The following is a 23,201-nucleotide window of genomic DNA, read 5'->3' as shown; positions in this document are numbered from 1 at the left end:
GACTGACCGTCAATTCAGAGGCTCGATTGTCGATATCTTCCCGCGACCTCGAAATCGATAGGCGCAGATGGCTGATGGCCGTCATGGGAGGAACTACATAATGCGTAAGATATTGCTCGCTTTTGTTGCAGCCGGGGCGCTGGCGCTTTCCGGTCAGGCCTTTGCGGCCGACTACAAGATAATGGCGCCGGCAGCGCCGGGCGGTGGTTGGGACCAGACCGCGCGCACCTTGCAGACGGCCCTGCAGGACGAGAAGATTTCCGGCAGCGTTCAGGTCGTGAATGTCCCGGGCGCGGGCGGCACGATTGGCCTCGCACAGTTCGCAAATTCGGCCAAGGGTGATCCTTCGCAGCTGATCGTCGGCGGCTACGTCATGGTCGGCGCGATTCTCACCAATGCATCGCCCGTTACGCTCGATCAGGTGACGCCAATCGCCCGCCTGACCGGCGAATATGAGGCGCTGGTTGTGCCGGCGGCGTCGCCCATCAAGTCGATGGCCGATCTCGTTGCCAAGCTTAAGGCTGACCCCGGCTCAGTGTCCTGGGGCGGTGGCTCGGCAGGTGGTACCGACCACATCACCGCAGGCCTCATCGCCAAGGCGGCCGGCGTCGATCCGACCAAGGTCAACTACATCGCATTCTCCGGTGGCGGTGAAGCCTTGGCAGCTATTCTTGGCGGCCAGGTAACCGTCGGTATTTCCGGCTACGGCGAATTTGAATCGCAGATCAAGGCCGGTCAGCTGCGCATCATCGGCATTTCCAGCGAACAGAAGGTCGAAGGCATCGATGCGCCGACCTTCAAGGAAGGCGGCGTCGACGTCGCGATCCAGAACTGGCGCATGGTCGCCGCGGCTCCCGGCATCTCGGCCGAACAGGAAGCTGCGATCAATGCCGATATCGAAAAGCTGGTAAAGTCGAAGACCTGGCAGGAGCAGCTGAAGGCCAAGGGCTGGGCTGACACCTATCTCGCCGGTGACGCATTCAAGGCGCAGCTGGCGAAGGATACCGAGGCAACCTCCACGATCCTGAAAGACATTGGTCTCGTCAAATGACGCAACAGCCACCGAGCACCGAAACGCGCCGCCCTGACCGGGCGGCGCTGGTTATCGCAGCCGTTCTGGCAATCATTGCGGCTGTGATCGTCTACAGCACTGCCACTGCCCGTGGCGGCAGCGCGACCCGGATCGGTCCCGGAGCATTTCCCTATGCAATCGCTGCGTGCCTCTTTGTTTTGGCGATCTGGACGGCGTTTGAAGCGGTTCGCGGTGATTTTCCCGAGCGGGAAGAACAAAAGGTTGGCCCGATCATCTGGATCGTTGGCGGTCTCGCGGCGCAGATGCTGCTCCTTCACATTGCCGGATTTGCCATTGCGACAGGCCTGCTCTTTGCCGCGACGGCGCGGGGATTCGGACGTGGACCGCTCTGGCTCACCATTCCTATCGGCATTGTTCTGTCTTTCGTTATCTGGGTCATCTTCGCCAAGGGACTGCAATTGTCGCTGCCCGCGGGACCCCTTGAACGCCTCATTTAGAAGCAGGTTCGGCTATGGATAGTTTCACTCTTCTGGCAAATGGTTTCGCCGTTGCCCTGCAGCCGCTCAATCTGCTCTATGCGTTGATTGGCGTAACACTCGGCACTGCCGTCGGCGTTCTTCCCGGCATCGGACCGGCGCTTACCGTGGCGCTTCTCCTTCCCGTTACCTACAAGCTCGATCCAGCCGGCTCGCTGATCATGTTCGCCGGCATCTACTATGGCGGCATGTACGGTGGTTCGACGACGTCGATCCTCCTGAATACGCCCGGCGAAAGCGCCTCGATCGTCACTGCGCTCGAGGGCAACAAGATGGCGCGGGCCGGGCGCGGTGGTCCGGCGCTGGCGACAGCTGCTATCGGTTCGTTCGTTGCCGGCTTCATAGCGACGATGGCGCTGGCGCTGATTGCGCCGACCATTGTCAAGTTCGCGCTTTCGTTCGGCCCCGCCGAATATTTTGCCCTGATGATCCTTGCCTTCATGACCGTCTCGGCCGCGTTCGGCGATTCGACGTTGCGCGGCTTGACGGCACTGTTCCTCGGCCTTGCGATGGGACTTGTCGGCATCGACCTGCAAACCGGGCAGGCGCGTCTCGCCTTCGGCATTCCGGATCTTCTCGACGGCATCGAGGTGACGACACTCGCGGTCGCGCTTTTTGCCATCGGCGAAACCCTGGCCGTTGCCGCCTCGCGCACCACCGCTGAAGAGAAGATCGAGCCGGTCAAGGGCTCGGTGTGGATGAGCCGCGAGGATTGGTCGCGTTCGTGGAAACCATGGCTGCGCGGAACCGCCATCGGCTTCCCGATTGGCGCCATGCCAGCCGGCGGTGCCGAGATCGGCACGTTCCTGTCCTATTCGGTGGAAAAACAGCTGGCAAAACGGCCGGAGGAGTTTGGCAAGGGCGCTATTGAAGGCGTGGCCGGTCCGGAGGCCGCCAATAATGCATCCGCCGCCGGTACGCTCGTACCACTTCTGACCCTCGGCCTGCCGACCAGCGCGACGGCGGCGATCATGCTCGCCGGCTTCCAGCAGTTCGGCTTGCAGCCAGGGCCGCTCTTGTTTGCGAACAATCCGCAGATCGTCTGGGGTTTGATTGCGAGCCTGCTCGTTGCCAACTTCATGCTGCTCGTCTTGAACCTGCCGCTTGTTGGGCTGTGGGTACGATTGCTGTCGATCCCGCGGCATTGGCTCTATGCCGGCATCCTGGTCTTCGCGACGCTTGGCACGATTGGGGCAAACCCATCGACCTTCGAGCTCGGCATGCTCCTAGCCTTCGGCGTGCTCGGCTATGTGCTGCGTCTCTTCGGCTATCCGATCGCGCCAGTCGTCGTCGGGCTAATCCTCGGACCGATGGCCGAGCAGCAGCTTCGCCGCGCTCTTGCCATCAGCCAGGGCGATCCGACGGTGCTCGTGCACTCGCCGATCGCGGTGATCCTGCTGCTGCTCGCTGTCTGCGCCGTCGTGGTGCCGCTCATCATGCGGGCACGCGGCAAAGGCAAGGTCCTGTCGGCCCTCGCGGCTAACGAGGACTGATCAGCGTCATCGATGATCCGCCGGGACTGTTAGTTCCGGTGGATCGCGTTGAACTGAACCGGATCGATGCCGAGCGCACGCAGATCCGAGGCGGCCGGCTGGTAGCCGGTGCGCGTGGCCGATGCCACGGCAACAGCGCTGCCCCATACGTTGAAGAAGCGGCCGATCCTGCTGGTTTGATTTTTCCTGGTCATTTTTTCCATCCTTCTCGCATCCATGCTGCGATGCCACAAAGATAGGATCGCTGAGCCGTCACCGTTAGGCCCGCTGCTGCAAGGCAGCCATGCGCAAATGCATTGCAATGCACGCTGCCGTGTACCAAGAGATGAAATGCGTCTCGGCGCTTGAAACCTTAACGGCAATTCGGTATATAGAAGTCATATTCTTGGTCGATAGAACAGGAGTGGGTCCAGACCGGTCCCGCTCTTTTTTGTTTCTTAAGGCCGAAACAAGGAACATTTCTGCGTGACTGAAAGCGCCAATACACAACAGGAAGCAGCCGCGAGCGGCGCGACCGACGAGCGGATCATTACCGAAACCGGGGTCGATGCGCGCGTCGCCGGCATCATCGAGCCGGTCCTGACTTCGATAGGCTTCCGGCTGGTCCGGGTCCGTCTGACGGGCCTTAACGGCTTGACCCTGCAGATCATGACCGAGCGCAATGACGGCACCATGACCGTCGAGGATTGCGAACTGGTCAGCCGCACCTTGTCGCCGGTGCTCGATGTCGAGGATCCGATCGATCGCCACTACCATCTCGAGGTTTCATCGCCCGGCATCGATCGCCCGCTGGTCCGCAAGTCGGATTTCACCACCTGGGCCGGTCATATCGTCAAGGTCGATACCTCAGCGGTCCACCAGGGGCGCAAGAAGTTTCGCGGCCGCATCGCTGCGGTATCTGATGAAGCGGTTACCGTCGAAAGCGATCAGGCAAGCTATGGCGACAGTCCAGTGGTCGAAATCCCGTTCGAATTGATCTCGGATGCGCGGCTGGTATTGACCGACGACCTTATCCGCGACGCGCTGCGGCGTGACAAGGATCTGCGCGAAGGCCGCATCGCGGATGACGACGCGGACGGGGCTGAAGCGAGCGATGAGACGCCCGCCGCCGACCAGGAACAAACAAAGAAGAATTGATCTTTCATACGCCAGCGGGAGAAGCGCGGCGGTGAACCCAAGGAGAAGAAAATGGCAGTCAGTGCTAACAGGCTAGAACTTCTGCAGATCGCTGACGCGGTAGCGCGCGAGAAGTCGATTGACCGCGAGATCGTCATTGCGGCAATGGCCGATGCCATCCAGAAGGCCGCCCGCTCGCGTTATGGCCAGGAAACCAACATCCGCGCCGACATCAATGCCAAGACCGGCGAAATAAAGCTGCAGCGCCTTCTTGAAGTGGTCGATGCGGTAGAAGACCCGGTCACCCAGATCGGCATGGATGCCGCGCGCGACCGCAATCCCGATGCGCAGGTTGGCGATTTCCTTGCCGATCAGCTGCCGCCGATGGATTTCGGCCGTATTGCCGCCCAGTCGGCCAAGCAGGTCATCGTGCAAAAGGTTCGCGAAGCCGAGCGCGATCGTCAGTATGACGAGTACAAGGATCGTGTCGGCGAAATCATCAACGGCAGCGTCAAGCGCGTCGAATACGGCAATGTGATCGTCGATCTCGGCCGCGGTGAAGCCATTATCCGCCGCGACGAACTCATCCCCCGCGAGACCTTCCGCTATGGCGACCGCGTCCGCGCTTATGTCTACGACGTGCGCCGCGAACAGCGCGGCCCGCAGATCTTCCTGAGCCGCACGCATCCGCAATTCATGGCAAAGCTTTTCACCATGGAAGTGCCGGAAATCTATGACGGCATCATCGAAATCAAGTCGGTTGCCCGTGATCCGGGTTCGCGCGCCAAGATCGCCGTGATCTCGCGCGATTCGTCCATCGACCCCGTCGGCGCTTGCGTCGGCATGCGCGGTTCGCGCGTTCAGGCGGTCGTCGGCGAGTTGCAGGGCGAGAAGATCGACATCATTCCGTGGTCGCCGGAGCCTGCATCCTTCATCGTCAACGCGCTGCAGCCGGCCGAAGTCGCCAAGGTTGTTCTCGATGAAGATGCCGAACGTATTGAAGTTGTGGTCCCGGATGACCAACTATCACTTGCGATCGGTCGTCGTGGCCAGAACGTCCGCCTTGCTTCACAGCTGACAGGCTGGGATATCGACATCCTCACCGAGCAGGAAGAATCCGAACGCCGCCAGAAGGAATTCGTCGAACGTTCGAACCTCTTCATGGAGGCGCTGGACGTCGATGAAATGGTCGGCCAGGTTCTTGCTTCCGAGGGCTTTGCCAGCGTCGAGGAAATTGCCTACGTCGATAGCGACGACATTTCCTCCATCGACGGCTTCGACGAGGAAACGGCGGCTGAAATCCAGCAGCGCGCCCAGGAATACCTTGCCCGCATCGAAGAAGAGCGGGATGTGCGCCGCAAGGAACTCGGTGTTTCCGACGAATTGCGCGATCTGCCGGGAATGACGAATGCCATTCTCGTTGCGGTCGGTGAAGACGGCGTCAAGACGGTCGAGGATTTCGCAGGCTATGCGGTCGACGAACTCACCGGCTGGCGCGAACGCAAGGATGGCGAAACGGTCAACTACCCCGGCATCCTGTCGCAGTTTGATGTCAGCCGCGCTGATGCGGAACAAATGGTCCTCGCCGCGCGTCTGAAGGCAGGCTGGATCACGGAAGAGGACCTTGCTGTGGAAGAGGCGGCGGAAGCCACCTCCGACGAAGAGGTTGCCGGCTGACCTTCGATCCCGAAAGTTGCATGACTATTCGGGAAGGGTCATGCGGAATTATCGAAGGGCGATTGAGGCGTGGAACCGGAAATGAACGACAGGACGTGCATCGTCACGCGTGACAGCGGTTCTGTCGACGACATGATCCGGTTTGTCGCCGGCCCTGACGGAACGGTTGTGCCGGATCTGAAGCGCAGCCTTCCCGGCCGGGGATGCTGGGTGAAGGCCGAGCGGCGCTATTTGGATGAAGCGGTCAAGCGCAAGCTGTTTCCGCGCGCATTGAAGGGTGCCGTCGTCGTCCCCGACGATTTCGGAGCGGTCGTTGATCGAATGCTCGCAAAATCCGCGCTGGGAAGTTTTGGGTTGGCGCGCAAGGCCGGGGTTGTGGTAACAGGGGCGGCAAAAGTCGACGCCGCCATCCGCAACGGTACTGCCGCACTCGTTCTTCATGCCCATGAAGCGGCGGAAGATGGTGTTCGCAAGCTTGACCAGGCACGCCGTTCGGTAGTTTATGCGGGCGGACCGGAAATACCCGCTCTTTCATTGTTCGAAAGCAGTGAAATGGATTTGGCATTGGGCGGGGTAAATGTGATACATGCTGCCGTACTCAAGGGAATGGCAGCTGCCGGGTTCGTTAAGCGGGCCTGGTTGCTTCAGCATTTTCGCGGTGGCCCCGAGGATCAGGCCATCGCAAAAACGGCATTTGCCGCGAAGGAAACGGAAACGGAATGAGCGATACGAAATCGACAGACGACAAGACGCTTGGCGTCAATAAGAAAACCCTGACCCTGAAGCGGCCCGGCGTTGAACAGAGCACGGTGCGCCAGAACTTCAGCCATGGGCGGACGAAGTCTGTTGTGGTTGAAACCAAGAAGCGCAAGTTTAATCTTCCGGATCACAAGCCGGAGGTCGCGCCTCCTGCTGCCGCCGCGCCGGCGCCTGCACCTTCGCCCGCACCGGCCCAGGTTCGCCCGGCCGTTCAGCCTGCGGCAGCGCCGGTGAGCGCGCCCGCGGCTGCACCGCGTCCAGCAGCGACGGCAACTGCCGCGCCGGTCGCTCAGCCCACCGCGCGCCCGGCCCAGCCGCAGCAGCGTCCTTCCGGCCAGCAGCAGCCGTACCGTCCCGCCGGCCAGCGTCCGAACGACCGTTCCGGCATGGTGCTGAACACGCTCTCGAGCGCCGAGCTCGAAGCGCGTCGCAAGGCGCTCGAAGGTTCGAAGGCGCGTGACGCCGAAGACCGCGCCAAAGCTGCGCTCGAAGCCACACGCCGTGCGGAAGAAGATGCATTGCGTGCCAAGGAGCGTGAGGAATCCGCCCGCCGCCAGGCCGAGGAAGAAGAGCGCCTGCGCCGCGAGGCCGAAGCCAAGCAGAAGGCCGAGGAAGAATCGCGCAAGCGCCAGCCCGAGCTAAAGACCGCCGACGATTCGGCGCTGAAGGCTCCGGCGCGCAAGACCAATGCCACCGAGGAAGAAGACGATCGCCGTGGACCAGCAGGTGCCCGCCGCGGTACCAGCGCCGTGCCGGCCAAGCCCGAGGTGCGCGCGCCGAAGGTTGTGCGTGGTGAAGACGAACGCCGTCGCGGCAAGCTGACATTGGGCGCTGCCCTTGATGATGAAGGCGGCCGCAACCGTTCTCTCTCGGCGATGCGTCGCCGTCAGGAGAAGTTCAAGCGCGGGATGCAACAGGAAACGCGTGAGAAGATCGCGCGTGAAGTCATTCTGCCTGAAACGATTACCATTCAGGAACTTGCCCAGCGCATGGCCGAGCGATCGGTCGACGTTATCAAGTTCCTGATGAAGGAAGGCCAGATGATGAAGCCGGGCGATCTGATCGATGCCGATACGGCACAGCTCATCGCCGAGGAATTCGGCCACACGGTTCGCCGCGTTGCCGAGTCCGATGTCGAAGAGGGCATCTTCAACGTTGAGGATGACGCTGCAGCACTGGAGCCACGTCCGCCGGTCGTCACCATCATGGGTCACGTCGACCACGGCAAGACCTCGCTGCTCGATGCCATCCGCCATGCCAACGTCGTCTCCGGCGAAGCCGGCGGCATTACCCAGCATATCGGCGCATACCAGGTCGAGCAGAACGGCCAGAAGATCACCTTTATCGATACGCCCGGCCACGCCGCCTTCACGGCAATGCGTGCCCGCGGTGCTCAGGCGACTGACATTGCGATCCTCGTCGTCGCGGCCGACGACAGCGTCATGCCGCAGACGATCGAATCGATCAACCACGCCAAGGCGGCCGGTGTTCCGATCATCGTGGCGATAAACAAGATCGACAAGCCTTCCGCTGATCCGCAGAAGGTGCGCAACGGCCTGCTGCAGCACGAGGTTTTCGTGGAATCGATGGGCGGTGAAACGCTTGACGTGGAAGTGTCGGCAAAGACCGGCGCCGGTCTCGAAAAGCTGCTTGAAGCCATCCTGCTCCAGGCGGAAATTCTCGACCTGAGGGCCGATCCGCACCGGACCGCCGAGGGCGTGGTCATTGAAGCCAAGCTCGAGCGCGGCCGTGGCTCGGTTGCCACCGTGCTCGTCCAAAAGGGTACCTTGCATCCTGGCGACATCATTGTTGCCGGCAGCGAGTGGGGCCGCGTTCGCGCGCTGGTCAATGATCGCGGCGAGAACATGAAGGAAGCAGGCCCGGCAACACCGGTGGAAGTGCTCGGTCTGCAGGGTCCGCCCCAGGCAGGCGATCGCTTCGCGGTTGTCGAGAACGAAGCCAAGGCACGCGAAATCTCTGAATACCGTACGCGCCTTGCCCGTGAAAAGGCCGTGGCCAAGCAGGCAGGTTCGCGCGGCTCGCTCGAGCAGATGATGAGCCAGTTGCAGGTGTCCGGCCAGAAGGAGTTCCCGCTCCTGATCAAGGGCGACGTGCAGGGCTCGATCGAAGCCATTTCCGGCGCGCTGGATAAGCTCGGGACCGACGAAGTGCGGGCCCGGATCATCCATTCTGGCGCTGGCGGCATCACGGAAAGCGACATCGCGCTTGCCGAGGCTTCCAATGCTGCGATCATCGGCTTCAACGTGCGTGCCAACAAGCAGGCACGTGACCTTGCCGAGCGCGAAGGCATCGAAATCCGCTACTACAACATCATCTACGATCTCGTGGACGATGTGAAAGCAGCCATGTCGGGACTTCTGTCGCCAGAACGGCGCGAGACCTTCCTCGGCAACGCGGAGATTCTCGAGGTCTTCAACATCACCAAGGTCGGCAAGGTTGCCGGTTGCCGTGTTACGGAAGGCAAGGTCGAACGTGGTGCAGGCGTACGCCTCATCCGCGACAACGTTGTTATCCACGAAGGCAAGCTCAAGACGCTCAAGCGCTTCAAGGACGAAGTTTCCGAAGTGCCGGCGGGCCAGGAATGCGGTATGGCATTCGAAAACTACGACGACATTCGCGCAGGCGATACGATCGAAGCTTTCCGCGTCGAGCACGTCACCCGCACGCTGTAAAAGCGTCTGTTAAGATCGATGGGACCGCCGGAATGAAAGCCGGCGGTCCGTTATCGTTATTTGGATAAGATCGTTATGTCTCGTTTTGCATCATCGGGTCCCTCACAACGCCAGTTGCGCGTCAGCGAGCAGGTGCGCCACGCACTTGCGCAGGTGCTCCAGCGTGGCGAGGTTCGTGATCCGACGCTCGAAAATGCCGTTGTTGCCGTCTCGGAAGTGCGCATGTCGCCGGACTTGAAGATCGCGACGTGTTTCGTCTCGCCGGTCGGCGCCACCGACAGCGAAGGCGTTATCACGGCGCTCAACAAGAGCGCCAAGTTCATTCGCGGACGCGCCGCGCCGTACCTCAAGCAGATGAAATACATGCCGGAGTTCCGCTTCCGCATCGACACCAGCTTCGATAATTACGCGAAGATCGATGCGCTTTTGCGCAAGCCGGAAGTCACGCGCGACCTTCACGCCGATGATGACGATGATGGCGGCGAGCCCAATCCCGGCGATGTTCCCGGACACGACGGTAACGACTAAGATGGCAAGACAGCGCAAGAAGAAGGGCCGCCCGGTTTCCGGCTGGCTGATATTCGACAAGCCGAAAGGCATGGGTTCGACCGAAGCCGTCTCCAAGATCAAATGGCTTTTCAAGGCGGAAAAGGCCGGACACGCCGGAACGCTTGACCCGCTTGCCTCCGGTATGCTGCCCATTGCCCTTGGTGAAGCGACAAAGACGGTTCCCTATGTCATGGACGGAACCAAGATGTATCGCTTCACGGTCACCTGGGGTGCCGAACGCACGACTGACGACCTTGAAGGCGAAGTGACGCTGACGTCGGCCGATCGTCCGGACGAGGCCGCGATCAAGGCGATCCTGCCCAAATATACCGGCGTGATCGAGCAAGTCCCGCCAAAGTTCTCCGCGATCAAGATCGCTGGCGAACGTGCCTATGACCTTGCCCGCGGCGGCGAGGAAATTGAAATACCCGCCCGCGAAGTCGAGATCGACCGGCTCGAACTCATCGCGCGGCCCGACGATTCGACGGCAATATTCGAAGTGGAGTGTGGCAAGGGCACCTATGTGCGCTCGCTCGCACGCGACATGGGACGCGATCTTGGCTGCTATGGACATATTGCGGACCTGCGCCGCATCGAAGTCGCGCCGTTTGACGAACAGGATTTCGTGACCTTGGCCGAACTTGAGGCGGCGCATCCGCCTGTGCCCGAAGGCGAAGAGGCCGGCGAGCAATCCTATCAGGCAATCGCCGAGCGCTTTGCCGTGATGGATGCCTTCCTCATCGAGACAGGCGCTGCGCTCGACTGCCTGCCGCAGGTGGCGGTTTCCGACGATCAGGCGCACCGCATCCGCATGGGCAATCCAGTTATACTGCGCGGCCGCGACGCGCCGGTAGAGGCTGACGAAGCTTGTGTCACGAGCCGCGGCAAGCTGCTTGCGATCGGTTTCATCGAGCAGGGCCAGTTCAAGCCGAAGCGGGTGTTTACGGCTTAGCTTCTGGGTTTCGGGTGAGAATCATTTGCGGCTGGTAATTTGCCGCGTTTTCGACTATACGGCCCCCAGCGACAAGCATTGCTCTCGCTTTAACCGGCCCCCGCTGGACGACATCCCGGCCGTGGGCATCCTGTTTTTCCCTTCCAAAGAAAGGATATACGATGTCGATTACCGCTGAACGCAAGCAGGCAGTGATCTCCGAATACGCAACCAAGCCAGGCGATACCGGTTCTCCGGAAGTCCAGGTTGCGGTACTGACGGAGCGCATTGTCAATTTGACCGACCATTTCAAGGACCACAAGAAGGATAACCATTCCCGCCGTGGTCTGCTCAAGCTGGTCTCGACGCGCCGCAGCCTTCTCGATTATCTCAAGAAGGTTGATGAGACGCGCTACCAGACGCTGATCGGAAAGCTCGGCCTGCGCCGCTAACAGACTGGACCGGCGGTCGCTCCTTGCGCCGCCGGTTCTTTTCATCCCTCGCGGGTGAAACTACCATGAGACAGATCATGGGGCAGGATTGCTGGCAACTCGGCTTGGGGAGTTGCACGTTGTCTTGCCCGTGATTGGTCTGAAACGAAACGGAAGATCATCGCGGCACCAAAGGGTGCGCGTTGCCTTCCAATGAAGGACAAGACATGTTTAATCAACACAAGGTTGAAATCGAATGGGGCGGTCGTCCGCTCATTCTTGAAACCGGCAAGATCGCCCGTCAGGCTGACGGCGCCGTGCTTGCCACCTATGGCGAGACCGTGGTCCTTGCCACCGTCGTTTCCGCCAAGGAACCGAAGCCGGGCCAGGATTTCTTCCCGCTGACGGTCAACTACCAGGAAAAGACCTATGCCGCCGGCAAGATCCCGGGCGGCTATTTCAAGCGCGAAGGCCGTCCGAGCGAGAACGAAACGCTTGTTTCGCGTCTCATCGACCGCCCGATCCGCCCGCTCTTTGCCGATGGCTACAAGAACGACACGCAGGTCGTCCTCACCGTCATCCAGCATGACCTCGAAAACAATCCCGACATCGTCTCGATGATCGGCGCTTCGGCGGCTCTCACGCTTTCCGGCGTTCCTTTCATGGGCCCGATCGGCGGCGCACGCGTCGGCTATATCGGCGGCGAGTACAAGCTGAACCCGACGGTCGACGAAATGGTCGAATCCAAGCTCGACCTCGTCGTTGCCGGCACAGGCGATGCGGTTCTGATGGTTGAATCGGAAGCGCAGGAACTCGGCGAAGACGTCATGCTCGGCGCAGTCATGTTCGGTCACCGCAGCTTCCAGCCGGTGATCGACGCGATCATCAAGCTGGCTGAAGTTGCTGCCAAGGAACCCCGCGATTTCGTCTCCGAAGATCTTTCGGCCGTAGAAGCCGCCGTTCTGAAAGTCGCCGAAGACGATCTGCGCGCTGCCTACAAGATCACCGACAAGCAGCAGCGTTATGCCGCCGTCGATGCCGCCAAGACCAAGGTCAAGGCGCATTTCTTCCCGGAAGGCGTCGAGGAGCCCGAATTTTCGGCTGAAGAGATTGCGACTGTCTTCAAGTCGGTTCAGGCCAAGATCGTTCGCTGGAACATCCTCGACACGGGCAGCCGTATCGATGGCCGTGATCTGAAGACCGTTCGTCCGATCGTCTCGGAAGTCGGTATCCTGCCGCGCACGCATGGTTCTGCCCTGTTCACCCGTGGTGAGACCCAGGCCATCGTCGTTGCCACGCTCGGCACCGGCGAAGACGAACAGTATGTCGACTCGCTGACCGGCATGTACAAAGAAACCTTCATGCTCCACTACAATTTCCCGCCCTATTCGGTCGGTGAAACGGGACGCATGGGTTCGCCCGGCCGTCGTGAAATCGGCCATGGCAAGCTTGCCTGGCGTGCCATCCATCCGGTGCTCCCGGCCAAGGAACAGTTCCCCTATACGCTGCGCACCGTTTCCGAGATCACGGAATCCAACGGTTCCTCGTCGATGGCAACGGTTTGCGGCACGTCGCTGGCCCTGATGGATGCAGGCGTCCCGCTGCTTCGTCCGGTTGCAGGTATTGCCATGGGCCTGATCCTCGAAGGCGAAAAGTTCGCAGTTCTCTCCGATATCCTTGGTGACGAAGATCATCTTGGCGACATGGACTTCAAGGTCGCCGGCACGGAAGGTGGCATCACCGCCCTGCAGATGGACATCAAGATCGACGGCATCACCGAAGAGATCATGAAGGTTGCCCTGGCCCAGGCCAAGGACGGCCGGGTCCACATTCTCGGCGAAATGGCGAAAGCCATCACCGAAGGCCGTTCGGAACTCGGCGAGTTCGCGCCGCGCATCGAAGTAATGAACATCCCGACCGACAAGATTCGTGATGTCATCGGCTCCGGCGGCAAGGTCATTCGCGAAATCGTCGAAAAGACCGGCGCGAAGATCAACATCGAAGATGATGGCACGGTCAAGATCGCCTCGTCCTCGGCCAAGGAAATCGAAGCCGCGCGCAAGTGGATCCATTCGATCGTTGCTGAACCGGAAGTCGGCGAAATCTACGAGGGCACGGTCGTCAAGACCGCCGACTTCGGCGCCTTCGTCAACTTCTTCGGCCCGCGCGATGGCCTGGTCCATATCTCGCAGCTCGCTTCCGAGCGTGTTGCCAAGACCTCCGATGTGGTCAAGGAAGGCCAGAAGGTCTGGGTCAAGCTCATGGGCTTTGACGAGCGCGGCAAGGTTCGCCTCTCGATGAAGGTCGTCGATCAGGAAACCGGCAAGGAAATCGTTCAGGAAAAGAAGCCTGCGGAAGAAGACGCAGAGTAATTTCGCGAGCGAACGCAATTGAAGAGCGCGCCCTTGTGGCGCGCTTTTTTCTTGAATGACCAGAATGGATAAGGCGATGACCGACGGCGCACTCAAGACGCTTTTTCTACCCTTTGAAAACGAAATCCTGCCGGTTCCCGCGGGTCAACGCTGGCTGTTTCTCGGCGCCGAGGCGAACCGCGACATTGCTCTCGCATGGCGCGATATCCTGACCTGCCTCCAGCCATTCAGGCCGGATTTCATCGATCTTGAAAAGGCCGGGTTCAATACGATTCCGCGCCTTGAGGGCCTGCAGACATTTGATGGTGCGCTGATCCTGATCGGAAAGCACCGCGGCCGCAATGAAGCCTGGCTCGCCCAGGCTTTCACTCACGTCAGGCCCGGAGGCACGATTGTCGTCGCCGGCGACAAGAAGCTGGGTATCGACAGTTGCCGCAGGACGGTCGAGACTTTTGCGCCGGTTATGGACCGGCTGTCCAAGCACCACGCCGTCGCCTTCTGGCTGACGCGCCCCGAAAAGCTGGCTGTCGACAGCGTCGAAGCGCTGAAGCCGCTCCCTGTTCGAGTCGAAGACCGATACACCACAGCGCCGGGCATGTTCTCGCACATGGCAATCGACAAGGGATCGGCGCTTCTTGCAAAGCATTTCGAAGGCCGCATCAGCGGCCACGTTGCGGATTTCGGTGCAGGCTGGGGCTATCTTGCCAGCGAACTTCTCGGTCACACCGAGAAAATGAAGTCGCTGGCGCTTTATGAGGCCGATTTTGAGGCGTTGGAGGCGGCAAGGCAGAATGTGGTCGGGTCGGCCGACATCCCGGTGTCGTTTCATTGGCACGACGTCAACCGCGAAGCAATTGCGGATATCTACGACACCATCGTCATGAATCCGCCCTTCCATGCCGCACGCAGCGCCGATCCGACCATGGGGCAGGGGTTCATCGCGGCGGCGGCCAAGCGATTGAAGCCAGGCGGTCGCCTCCTTCTCGTCGCCAACCGGCAGATGCCCTACGAAGCCGGACTAAAGGCGCTGTTTCGCACGGTGACACCGCTGGAGGACAATGCCGGCTACAAGATCATCGAAGCAAAGAAGTGACATAGAAACAGAAAGGCCCGCCAGCGTGTCGCCGGCGGGCCTTCGATAAACACTCGAGCGCTAGATTATTCCTTGTCGTCGTCGGACTTCTTCAGTTCTTCCAGCGTCGGCATCGAGACGATGTTGTAGCCGGAATCGACGTAGTGGATTTCGCCGGTCACACCGTTCGAAAGATTGGACAGAAGGTAGAGCGCCGAGCGGCCGACATCCTCGATGTCGACGGTGCGCCGCAGGGGCGCATTGCGCTTCTGGTAAGAGAACATGGCGCGCGCATCGCCGATGCCGGCGCCGGCAAGCGTGCGCACCGGACCCGCCGAGATCGCGTTGACGCGAATACCTTCCGGTCCGTAGTCGGCGGCGAGATAGCGCACCATCGCTTCCAGCGCGGCCTTGGCGACGCCCATGACATTGTAGTTGGGCATGACGCGCGTCGAACCACCATAGGTCAGGGTCAGAATCGAGCCGCCCTCCTTCATGAGCTTGGAGGCGCGCTGGGCAACTTCGGTAAAGGAATAGGCGGATATGACCATCGTGCGGCTGAAATTGTCGCGCGTCGTCACATCGGCATAGCGTCCCTTGAGCTGCGCCTTGTCGGAAAAGCCGATGGCGTGCACGACGAAATCAAGCGCGCCCCATTCCTTTTCCAGCGTCTCGAATACGGCGTCCACCGTGGCGATATCTTCCACGTCGCAGGGCAGCAGGAATTTCGATCCAAGCTGTTCCGCCAGCGGCGCGACGCGCTTGCCGAACGCTTCGCCCTGATAGGTAAAGGCAAGCTCGGCGCCATTGGCCGCAAGTTCCTTGGCAATTCCCCAGGCAATGGAATGGCTGTTCGCGACCCCCATGATGAGACCGCGCTTGCCTTTCATCAAATCACCCATGTTCAGAGCCTTTCCTGGCCACGCTGGCCGCATTCTGTTGCTCGGCTGACGAGACGATCCATTCGGCTCTCCCCTTAACCGTCGTAGCGCTGGAACACCAGCGAAGCGTTCGTGCCGCCAAATCCGAAGGAATTGGTGAGAACCGTGTTTAATTTGACATTGTCGATCCGCTTGCGCGCAATAGGCATGTCGCCGAAGGCCGGATCGATCTCCTCGATATTGGCGCTCTCGGCGATGAAGTCGTGGTTCATCATAAGAAGCGAATAGATCGACTCATGCACGCCAGTTGCGCCTTGCGAGTGGCCGGTCAACGACTTCGTCGCCGAAATTGGCGGGCACTGATTGCCGGACCCGAAGACCTCGCGAATGGCCTCGATCTCCTTAAGATCGCCGACCGGCGTCGATGTGGCGTGCGGATTGATATAGTCGATCGGTCCTTTGACATTGGCGATCGCCATGCGCATGCACCGGGCTGCGCCTTCGCCGCTCGGTGCGACCATGTCCGCGCCGTCGGAGGTGACACCATAGCCGACGAGTTCGCCATAGATTTTGGCGCCCCGGGCCTTGGCATGTTCGAGTTCTTCGAGAACGAGTACGCCAGCACCGCCGGAGATGACGAAGCCGTCGCGATTTTTGTCATAGGCGCGCGAGGCGACCGCCGGACGATCATTGAACTTCGAGGACATCGCCCCCATGCCGTCGAAGAGGACAGAGAGGGTCCAGTCGAGGTCTTCGCAGCCGCCGGCGAACATCATGTCCTGCTTGCCATACTGGATCATCTCAAACGCATTGCCGACGCAATGGTTGGACGTGGCGCAGGCGGAGGAGATCGAATAGTTGACGCCCTTGATCTTGAACCAGGTGGCGAGTGTTGCCGAAGCTGTCGAAGACATGGCTTTCGGTACGGCGAATGGGCCGACCTTCTTGCTCGATCCGGATTCGATGGTCTTCTCTGCGGCTTCGACGATGGTGCGCGTCGATGAACCGCCGGATCCCATGATGATGCCAGTGCGTTCGTTGGAGATCAGGTCCGCTTCGAGACCGGCATCGGCGATGGCCTGGTCCATGGCGACATGGTTCCACGCTGTCCCGCCTCCGTGGAAGCGCATGGCGCGGCGATCGACCAGGGTCGATGGATCGAGTGTCGGAGCGCCGTGAACCTGGCTGCGGAATCCATACTTTGCATATTCTTCGGCAAAGACGATGCCTGACTTTGCAGTCCGCAGGGATTCCAGCACTTCCTGCGTGTTATTGCCGATAGAGGACACGATACCCATGCCCGTCACAACCACTCGCCGCATCGCGATCTCCTTGAAGGTGTTGCGCTGGCTGAAGGCTCAGGCAGCGCTTTCCTTGAACAGGCCAACCCGCAGGTCGGTTGCCTTATAGATAGTTTCGCCGTCGGCCTTTAGCCAGCCATCAGCAATGCCAAGGACGAGACGACCGCGCATGACGCGCTTGAAGTCGATACCATATTCGACAAGTTTGGTCTTTGGTGTGACCATGCCGGTAAATTTGACTTCGCCTGTCGAGAGCGCGCGGCCCTTGCCGGGCTCGCCCAGCCAGCCGAGGTAGAAGCCGGTCAATTGCCACATGGCATCAAGGCCGAGGCAGCCGGGCATGACTGGATCGCCGATGAAGTGGCAGGGGAAGAACCAGAGGTCTGGTTTGATATCGAACTCGGCGCGGATATAGCCCTTGCCGTTTTCGCCGCCTATCTCAGAAATCTCAGTGATGCGGTCGAACATCAGCATGGGCGGAGCCGGCAACTGCGCATTGCCCTGACCGAACATCTCTCCGCGGGCACAGGCAAGAAGCTCCTCATACCCGTAGCTTGATTTCTGTTCTGGCATTCTTTCTCCCATCGACTGCTTTTGACGTTGGCGCATGGAAAGCAAGACGCTCCTGCGCATGCGGACCCTATCACAGACTGTTTCCGCCTGAAAACGCTCTCTAGAGCAATCCGAAGTCAAATGGAACCCTTGGCTTCGTTGTGCCTTCGGTGAAATCCTTATGACAGAAGATCGGCTGGAATCCGACATAGACGAATGGCCTAAATGCTGCCTATTGATCGATTTCGCAAGACAGCATATATCAAATAGTGCGCATCAGGGGCACTTTGCCCGTGGTGTGGTTTTGGATGTGGTTAACGGAGTGGCAGACGGGCCATGCATGTTTCTTACGAAATAGAGGCTGATGTTTCCTTGCAGGAGCGCTTGCGCTTTGCTGGTCTGAGGCCGACCCGTCAGCGCATCGCGCTTGCCAGCCTGATCTTCTCGAAGGGCGACAGGCACCTTTCAGCCGAGGAACTGCATGAAGAGGCGCAGGGCGCCAACGTGCCGGTTTCGCTGGCAACCGTCTATAACACCCTGCACCAGTTCACCCAGGCGGGAATGCTGCGCATCCTCGCCGTTGAGGGTGCGAAGACCTATTTCGACACCAATGTTTCGGACCATCATCACTTCTTCGTCGAAGGCGCCAATGAGGTCATCGATATTCCCGATGGTTCGGCGATGGTCGGGCACCTGCCTCCCGTGCCAGAGGGCATGGAAATCGTCAACGTCGATATCGTGATCCGGCTGCGCAAGAAGCGCGGGTAATGATCTATCAATAAGCTTTACGCGGCAGCAGGCCGATGAATTCGTCGGCTGCCCCAGCTTTAAACCAGCCGTATCGGACCGGGATAGCGCGCAACGATCGGATCCGAAGTTACGAGCGTTATTCCCTCAGACATGGCCTGTGCCACAAGTATGCGGCCAAACGGGTCCTTGTGGATCTGCGGCAACACCCCGACGGCAACGGCGTGTTCGCTCGTGATCGCCAACTCGGCATAGCCATTGTCCAATAAGCCACGACGGAGAATACGCGCATCCACCAGAAGGTCGGGGCGCTCCAATCCCTGCGTTATCGCGATTTCCCATAGACTGGCGGCGCTGAAGGCCAGGTCGTTCTCAGGATTCTTGAAAGCGATCGAGCATCAACGGAAAGTCTGTCGTCGAACGCCGCAGCCCAAAGGATAAGATGTGTATCGAGCAGCAACCTCATTTGGCAACGCTGAATAGAGCCTCTATTTCCTCTTTGCCGATCTCGTTGAAGTCGTCGGGGGCATCGATCTGGCCAGCCAGGAACCCAAGGCGCTTCGGTTGCGGCGTATCTTGAACGTCGACCGCGCTCACTTTGACCATCGGCTTTCCGGCCTTGGCAATGATGAACGGTTCCCCGTTGGAGGCTTGTTCGACAAGACGCGAAAGATGCGTCTTTGCTTCATGAATATTAACAGTACGCATTGCGCCGCCTATCAGACTTTGGCTGTTAAACTTAGTCCACTCAGGTAGGCGAAACAAATACTCGTTTTCAATCGTCGAATTTTTCGTCCGGGTAGGCGCCCCAGATGTCAGGCTGCTTTATCCAGCCGCTGGCGCCGCTGAAAACGACGCGGCAATAGGTGCCGTTACAGGCTTTCAACGTTCCAAGTACGCCCGGCTGGACCTTGGCGACAAGCGCGGACTGATCGTCGGCGCTGCGATAGACATTGAGCATGGCGCCGTCCTTGTCCCGCTGCCATGGCGCCGTCAGAGCCGTTCGCTTGCCGGAGAGCAATGACTGGTAGACCCAGCCTTCCGTGCCTTCGGAATCGCGGATGCGTCGCCAGTTGTCGAATTCCTGGACGATCTCGACCGGGAGGCCAGACTTCAGGAAGAGCCACGTCACCGCATAGTCGCGGCCCGGGCCAACGCGCAGATTGACGCGACCAGGCTTCAAGCTGACGAATCGGGGCAGGGGCAGACCGCTGGGCCCGACCTGCGCTGCCTGCGCCGGTGCGAAAGCCGGCAAGGTCAATGGCAGCCCCAGCGCCACGGCTGCAGCGAGGCTGGCGGCAGTCAGGAAGCGGCGAAAAGTTCCAATATTCAACAAGGTCGGTCCTTCGTCGTCCGGGCCTCAATCCGCGCGTTTTTCGGCAGAATGGCGGACGATCCCTATTTTTCTTTGTCTTTGATGCGCCGCCTTGATAGACAAGTGGAGGAGCGCAAAGAGCAATTGCAGTTTGCAATGACTTGGTTAAAGAGGTCTCAATAGCGCTGTCAAATGGGAGGGGAATATTGGTGAGCAAGAAGCCTCTGGTCGTCATAACTCGCAAATTGCCGGATCCCATTGAAACCCGCATGCGCGAGCTTTTTGAGGCCCGGCTGAATGTCGATGACCGGCGGCTGACCAAGGCGGAGCTGATCGAGGCGGTCAAAACGGCCAATGTGCTCGTCCCGACCATCACCGACCACATCAGCGAAGAGATTATTGCCGCCGCGGGACCCAACCTCCGGTTGATCGCCAACTTCGGCAACGGTACCGACAATATTGACGTCGTTGCCGCCGGCAAGCGCGGCATTACCGTTACCAACACGCCGAACGTTCTGACCGAAGACACGGCCGACATGACCATGGCTCTTCTGCTCGCCGCCCCGCGCCGCCTGGTCGAAGGCGCATCGATCCTTCTCGACGACGGAAAGTGGGAGGGCTGGGGTCCGACCTGGATGCTCGGCCGCCGCATCTGGGGCAAGCGCCTCGGCATCGTCGGCATGGGCCGCATCGGCACTGCGGTGGCGCGCCGGGCCAAGGCTTTTGGCCTTTCCATACATTACCACAACCGCAAGCCCGTCAACCCGCGTACCGAAGAGGAACTCGAGGCGACCTATTGGGAAAGCCTCGACCAGATGCTGGCCCGCATGGACATCATCTCGGTCAATTGCCCGTCGACCCCGGCCACGTTCCACCTGCTTTCGGCAAGACGCCTGGCGCTGATGCAGCCGACGGCGTTTATCGTCAATACGGCGCGCGGCCAGATCATCGACGAGCACGCACTTATCGAACAGCTGGAACAGGGCAAGCTCGCCGGCGCGGCCCTCGACGTGTTCGAGCACGAACCCGCCGTGAACTCCAAGCTGCGCAAGCTCGCCAAACAGGGCAAAGTGGTCATCCTGCCGCATATGGGCTCGGCGACCCTCGAAGGGCGCATCGACATGGGCGAGAAGGTGATCATTAATATCCGCACCTTTATCGATGGTCACCGTCCACCGGATCGCGTCTTGCCCGATCGCGTTTGACGGCGGAATTCAGGCGGCGACAGCGATATCACCATCGACGGCGATCCGGACTTTCTCTCCATTCAGCCCTTCGAATTTCTCGCGGTCGAGTTCAATGGCGATCGGCGTCTGGTAGCCCATCTCCTGTGCCACGATGAGCCCGAGAAGGAGAATCGCATCCGGTTCGTGAAGAATGATTGCCGCAGGCGCAAGATCGACGGAAACCAGCTCAAGCAGCACGGCGGCGGCCGAAGAGGAACCGATTGTCCCGGGCAGGCAAAGAATCGTTCCGGCAATCGAGGCACCGTGCTCCGGATGGCGCACGTCTTCGATCAACCCCGTCTTGGGATTGACCCCGCCCCAGAAACTGATCGGCGCAGAAAGGACGAGTGCCGGGCCCTCGGCTGCCGCGCCTGCAACAAGAACCTTCGCCTTCATGGCGCGCCTCCGAAGCGCGGCCGACCTGCAACGGCGCTTTCCACACATTCGGCCATCGACCCATAGAGCACGCCATAGCCGGTATTGCCGGGCGCATAGTGGGCGAACTTGCCGGAGTTGGTCATCAGCACGGCCCCTTCTGCCTCCGGCAAGATGGGCGTGACGACGACGCAGGTATCAGCAACGATGACAACGCCGGCGTCTTCGAGAGATTTGCGACCGCCATCGGCTTCCAGCTCCGCCAATGCGTGGCGGCTGGTGCAGGCATAGAGCGGGATTTTGAGCTTGCGGCCGGCAACGAGCTGTTGAAGCTGGTTGAACTCGTCACCCGACAAATGCGGACTGCCGATGGCGACGGCATCGAGCCTGTCTGTGCCTGAAACGGTGGAGAGCCGCCGGCGCGAGTCTGCGACCATTTCTTCGCTGACATGGATAGTCATCTCCGGCGGCTGATGCTGGAGCGCGGTGTCAAGATCGGGTGCTTCCGGCGTCACGCCCGACACGTGAAAAAGCCCGACTGCTCCGGCCGAAGCGGCCGCGGCGCCAAATGCTTTCAAAGCGTCTTCGCCGGGATGGCGGGCAAGCCCCGAAACGACGCCGACCGCGCCGCCAAGCTCGCGGCCATAGAGGCTGCCGAGAATAGGAAAGGCCACTTCGGAAGCCAGAAAGGCAGGGTCGAGACCCGACACGTCGAACACCACGGTTGCGCGGCGGTTCTCCTCGAGGTGAAAACCGTAATAGGGCGCAAAGCCGGCAATCGCGCAGGCGATGTCGAGGAAATCGCCATAGCGGTTGGTGCGGGCGCCCAGTACGGAATTGCAGAACACGACCGCATTGGATTCGCCCCAGGCGACGTCCGTGCCGGGGGCCGGCCGATGGCCCGCCTGATAGGGCGCGCAGGTCCAGCTCGGCTCGCAGCCAAGCTTGCGATAGGCGTCCATCATGCGCCGCGCCATCACCCGCTCGTGCGGCGGCAGCCGGTTCCTTGAGCATCCGGTAAGATCGATGGAGCCCACATTGAGTGTGGCGCGTACGGCGACTTTTGCCCTGCCTTCAACGAGCTTTTCGGCAAAAAGCGTTCCGGAATCGCCGTGGTAAAGCGCACCGTCAATATGGGCTGAAGCAATGGGGATGAGCGAGGGCGCCCCCATCAGCCGCGCCGTTGCTGCAACGATCCGCATCGCCATCGCTGCGCCTTCACCGCCCGCACCTTGGGCAATCGATTGCTGTTCCGCAGTCAGTTCAAGCGGCATCATCCGACCGCTTGCGCGCCTTGTACTTGATTGTATCGAAGCGCGAGGTCAGCGCATCATAGAGAAGAAGCCGTCCGACCAGCGGTTCGCCAATTCCGGTAATGAGCTTGATGACTTCCGTCGCCTGCAAGGTGCCAATGACGCCTGGCAGGACACCGAGCACGCCGGCTTCGGCACAGGCCGGAAGCAGTCCCGGTGGCGGCGGATTGGGAAAGAGATCGCGATAGGATGGATTGGCCTCGCCGGCAGGGTTCGCCGCATAGGGCATCAACGTCGTGACCGAACCGTCGAACCGTCCAAGCGCTGCCGAAATCAGCGGCCGCTTTTCCTCAAGGCAAATGTCCGCCAACAGATAGCGCGTATCGAAATTGTCCGATCCGTCGACGATGATATCGTAGCGGCGCACGAGATCGGCGGCATTCTCCCTGGCGATACGCGTCTCATGGGTCTCGACGATGACATGCGGGTTGATAGCGGCGATGGCCCGCGCGGCACTTTCGACCTTGGCCGATCCGACGAGGTCGGAGCTATGTATGATCTGGCGCTGCAGGTTTGAGAGCGAAACGCGATCATCGTCAATGATCCCGAGCGTGCCGACACCTGAGGCCGCGAGATACTGCAGCACCGGAGCGCCGAGGCCGCCGGCACCGACAACGAGCACCCGGGCACGTTTCAGCTTCTGCTGGCCGGGACCGCCGATCTCGCCAAGGATGATATGGCGCGCATAGCGTTCGATTTCAGCTTGGGAGAGGGCGGTGTTTTGCTCGTCGATCATTTTCTGCGCTGGCTATCCACTTTGCCGGTCAGCCTCCAATGCGATTGGTGCCCTTGGAGGCGCTCGTCGAGACCGACAGTAGAGCAAGAACGC

Annotated in this window: 24 protein-coding genes; 14 read left to right on the top strand and 10 right to left on the bottom strand. The window is 60.4% G+C overall.

Features of this window, described 5'->3' with window-relative positions:
- Positions 1-100: 100 nt before the first annotated feature.
- From BM074_RS04265 to BM074_RS04255, 3 genes are read left to right on the top strand one after another with little or no spacing between them, the layout of a single operon-like run.
- Positions 101-1,051: a Bug family tripartite tricarboxylate transporter substrate binding protein gene (locus BM074_RS04265; protein WP_091919954.1), complete on the top strand. Its 951-nt coding sequence runs from the start codon at positions 101-103 to the stop codon at positions 1,049-1,051.
- Entirely contained in the window at positions 1,048-1,530 is a 483-nt protein-coding gene (locus BM074_RS04260; protein WP_091919952.1) for a tripartite tricarboxylate transporter TctB family protein, read from the top strand. The genes BM074_RS04265 and BM074_RS04260 overlap by 4 nt, the downstream gene beginning before the upstream one ends.
- A gap of 14 nt (positions 1,531-1,544) precedes the next feature.
- Positions 1,545-3,062, top strand: coding sequence for a tripartite tricarboxylate transporter permease (locus BM074_RS04255; protein ID WP_027230477.1), 1,518 nt, complete (start codon positions 1,545-1,547; stop codon positions 3,060-3,062).
- A 29-nt stretch (positions 3,063-3,091) separates the two neighbouring features.
- Here the strand turns inward: BM074_RS04255 and BM074_RS22955 are convergent, their stop codons facing one another.
- The gene (locus tag BM074_RS22955) at positions 3,092-3,256 is read right to left on the bottom strand and encodes a hypothetical protein (protein WP_172982540.1); all 165 of its coding nucleotides are present in this window, start codon (positions 3,254-3,256) and stop codon (positions 3,092-3,094) included.
- A 271-nt stretch (positions 3,257-3,527) separates the two neighbouring features.
- On the opposite strand from BM074_RS22955, the gene rimP reads away from it, so the two are divergent.
- From rimP to BM074_RS04210, 9 genes are all read left to right on the top strand, one after another.
- Positions 3,528-4,199 carry a ribosome maturation factor RimP gene (rimP, locus tag BM074_RS04250; RefSeq protein ID WP_091919950.1) on the top strand — a complete coding sequence of 224 codons (672 nt, stop codon included), beginning with the start codon at positions 3,528-3,530 and terminating at the stop codon, positions 4,197-4,199.
- Between the two features lie 51 nt (positions 4,200-4,250).
- A complete protein-coding gene (gene nusA, locus BM074_RS04245; RefSeq protein ID WP_027230474.1) occupies positions 4,251-5,855 on the top strand; it encodes a transcription termination factor NusA in 1,605 nt (534 codons plus the stop codon).
- Positions 5,856-5,936: 81 nt separating this feature from the next.
- The gene (locus BM074_RS04240) at positions 5,937-6,578 is read left to right on the top strand and encodes an RNA-binding protein (protein ID WP_036813405.1); all 642 of its coding nucleotides are present in this window, start codon (positions 5,937-5,939) and stop codon (positions 6,576-6,578) included.
- Positions 6,575-9,307, top strand: a complete 2,733-nt coding sequence (gene infB / locus BM074_RS04235) for a translation initiation factor IF-2 (RefSeq protein ID WP_091919948.1) — start codon at positions 6,575-6,577, stop codon at positions 9,305-9,307. Before BM074_RS04240 ends, infB begins: the two co-directional genes overlap by 4 nt.
- 75 nt (positions 9,308-9,382) lie before the next feature.
- The gene (rbfA, locus tag BM074_RS04230) at positions 9,383-9,835 is read left to right on the top strand and encodes a 30S ribosome-binding factor RbfA (protein WP_091919946.1); all 453 of its coding nucleotides are present in this window, start codon (positions 9,383-9,385) and stop codon (positions 9,833-9,835) included.
- Between the two features lies 1 nt (position 9,836).
- Entirely contained in the window at positions 9,837-10,808 is a 972-nt protein-coding gene (gene truB, locus BM074_RS04225; protein ID WP_091919945.1) for a tRNA pseudouridine(55) synthase TruB, read from the top strand.
- Positions 10,809-10,969: 161 nt separating this feature from the next.
- Entirely contained in the window at positions 10,970-11,239 is a 270-nt protein-coding gene (gene rpsO / locus BM074_RS04220; RefSeq protein ID WP_027230470.1) for a 30S ribosomal protein S15, read from the top strand.
- A gap of 206 nt (positions 11,240-11,445) precedes the next feature.
- Positions 11,446-13,590, top strand: coding sequence for a polyribonucleotide nucleotidyltransferase (gene pnp / locus BM074_RS04215; RefSeq protein ID WP_091919943.1), 2,145 nt, complete (start codon positions 11,446-11,448; stop codon positions 13,588-13,590).
- 76 nt (positions 13,591-13,666) lie between these two features.
- The gene (locus tag BM074_RS04210; protein ID WP_091921445.1) at positions 13,667-14,683 is read left to right on the top strand and encodes a class I SAM-dependent methyltransferase; all 1,017 of its coding nucleotides are present in this window, start codon (positions 13,667-13,669) and stop codon (positions 14,681-14,683) included.
- A 65-nt stretch (positions 14,684-14,748) separates the two neighbouring features.
- Here the strand turns inward: BM074_RS04210 and fabI are convergent, their stop codons facing one another.
- From fabI to fabA, 3 genes are all read right to left on the bottom strand, one after another.
- The gene (fabI, locus tag BM074_RS04205; RefSeq protein ID WP_091919941.1) at positions 14,749-15,564 is read right to left on the bottom strand and encodes an enoyl-ACP reductase FabI; all 816 of its coding nucleotides are present in this window, start codon (positions 15,562-15,564) and stop codon (positions 14,749-14,751) included.
- A 74-nt stretch (positions 15,565-15,638) separates the two neighbouring features.
- Entirely contained in the window at positions 15,639-16,865 is a 1,227-nt protein-coding gene (gene fabB / locus BM074_RS04200) for a beta-ketoacyl-ACP synthase I (protein WP_091919939.1), read from the bottom strand.
- Positions 16,866-16,901: 36 nt separating this feature from the next.
- Positions 16,902-17,417 (bottom strand): 3-hydroxyacyl-[acyl-carrier-protein] dehydratase FabA, encoded by a 516-nt coding sequence (fabA, locus tag BM074_RS04195; RefSeq protein ID WP_091919937.1) that lies wholly within the window; start codon positions 17,415-17,417, stop codon positions 16,902-16,904.
- Positions 17,418-17,732: 315 nt separating this feature from the next.
- Here fabA and irrA point away from each other — a divergent pair, with 315 nt between their 5' ends.
- Positions 17,733-18,164 (top strand): iron response transcriptional regulator IrrA, encoded by a 432-nt coding sequence (gene irrA / locus BM074_RS04190; RefSeq protein ID WP_027230464.1) that lies wholly within the window; start codon positions 17,733-17,735, stop codon positions 18,162-18,164.
- A gap of 59 nt (positions 18,165-18,223) precedes the next feature.
- Here the strand turns inward: irrA and BM074_RS23235 are convergent, their stop codons facing one another.
- The 3 genes from BM074_RS23235 to BM074_RS04175 all read right to left on the bottom strand — a co-directional run bounded on the left by BM074_RS23235 (position 18,224) and on the right by BM074_RS04175 (position 19,422).
- Positions 18,224-18,460 carry a type II toxin-antitoxin system VapC family toxin gene (locus tag BM074_RS23235; protein WP_348271652.1) on the bottom strand — a complete coding sequence of 79 codons (237 nt, stop codon included), beginning with the start codon at positions 18,458-18,460 and terminating at the stop codon, positions 18,224-18,226.
- Positions 18,461-18,605: 145 nt separating this feature from the next.
- Positions 18,606-18,851: a type II toxin-antitoxin system Phd/YefM family antitoxin gene (locus BM074_RS04180; protein ID WP_091919935.1), complete on the bottom strand. Its 246-nt coding sequence runs from the start codon at positions 18,849-18,851 to the stop codon at positions 18,606-18,608.
- A gap of 67 nt (positions 18,852-18,918) precedes the next feature.
- Positions 18,919-19,422: an SH3 domain-containing protein gene (locus BM074_RS04175; protein WP_244532770.1), complete on the bottom strand. Its 504-nt coding sequence runs from the start codon at positions 19,420-19,422 to the stop codon at positions 18,919-18,921.
- Between the two features lie 239 nt (positions 19,423-19,661).
- Here BM074_RS04175 and BM074_RS04170 point away from each other — a divergent pair, with 239 nt between their 5' ends.
- A complete protein-coding gene (locus BM074_RS04170) occupies positions 19,662-20,663 on the top strand; it encodes a 2-hydroxyacid dehydrogenase (protein WP_027230460.1) in 1,002 nt (333 codons plus the stop codon).
- Between the two features lie 9 nt (positions 20,664-20,672).
- On the opposite strand, the gene BM074_RS04165 is transcribed toward BM074_RS04170, so the two are convergent.
- Genes BM074_RS04165 through moeB form a run of 3 tightly spaced genes read right to left on the bottom strand, consistent with a single transcriptional unit; the run spans position 20,673 to position 23,108 of the window.
- Positions 20,673-21,080: an aconitase X swivel domain-containing protein gene (locus BM074_RS04165; RefSeq protein WP_091919933.1), complete on the bottom strand. Its 408-nt coding sequence runs from the start codon at positions 21,078-21,080 to the stop codon at positions 20,673-20,675.
- On the bottom strand, positions 21,077-22,336 hold the full coding sequence (locus tag BM074_RS04160; protein ID WP_280139061.1) for an aconitase X catalytic domain-containing protein: 1,260 nt from the start codon (positions 22,334-22,336) through the stop codon (positions 21,077-21,079). The genes BM074_RS04165 and BM074_RS04160 overlap by 4 nt, the downstream gene beginning before the upstream one ends.
- Positions 22,323-23,108, bottom strand: coding sequence for a molybdopterin-synthase adenylyltransferase MoeB (gene moeB, locus BM074_RS04155; RefSeq protein WP_091919931.1), 786 nt, complete (start codon positions 23,106-23,108; stop codon positions 22,323-22,325). Before moeB ends, BM074_RS04160 begins: the two co-directional genes overlap by 14 nt.
- Between the last annotated feature and the right edge of the window lie 93 nt (positions 23,109-23,201).

The sequence above is a fragment of the Phyllobacterium sp. CL33Tsu genome, assembly GCF_900113985.1.
GTDB classification, from domain to species: Bacteria; Pseudomonadota; Alphaproteobacteria; order Rhizobiales; family Rhizobiaceae; genus Phyllobacterium; species Phyllobacterium pellucidum.
Note: the sequence above shows the minus strand (reverse complement) of the source record. Positions and strands in the feature narration are given on the sequence as shown.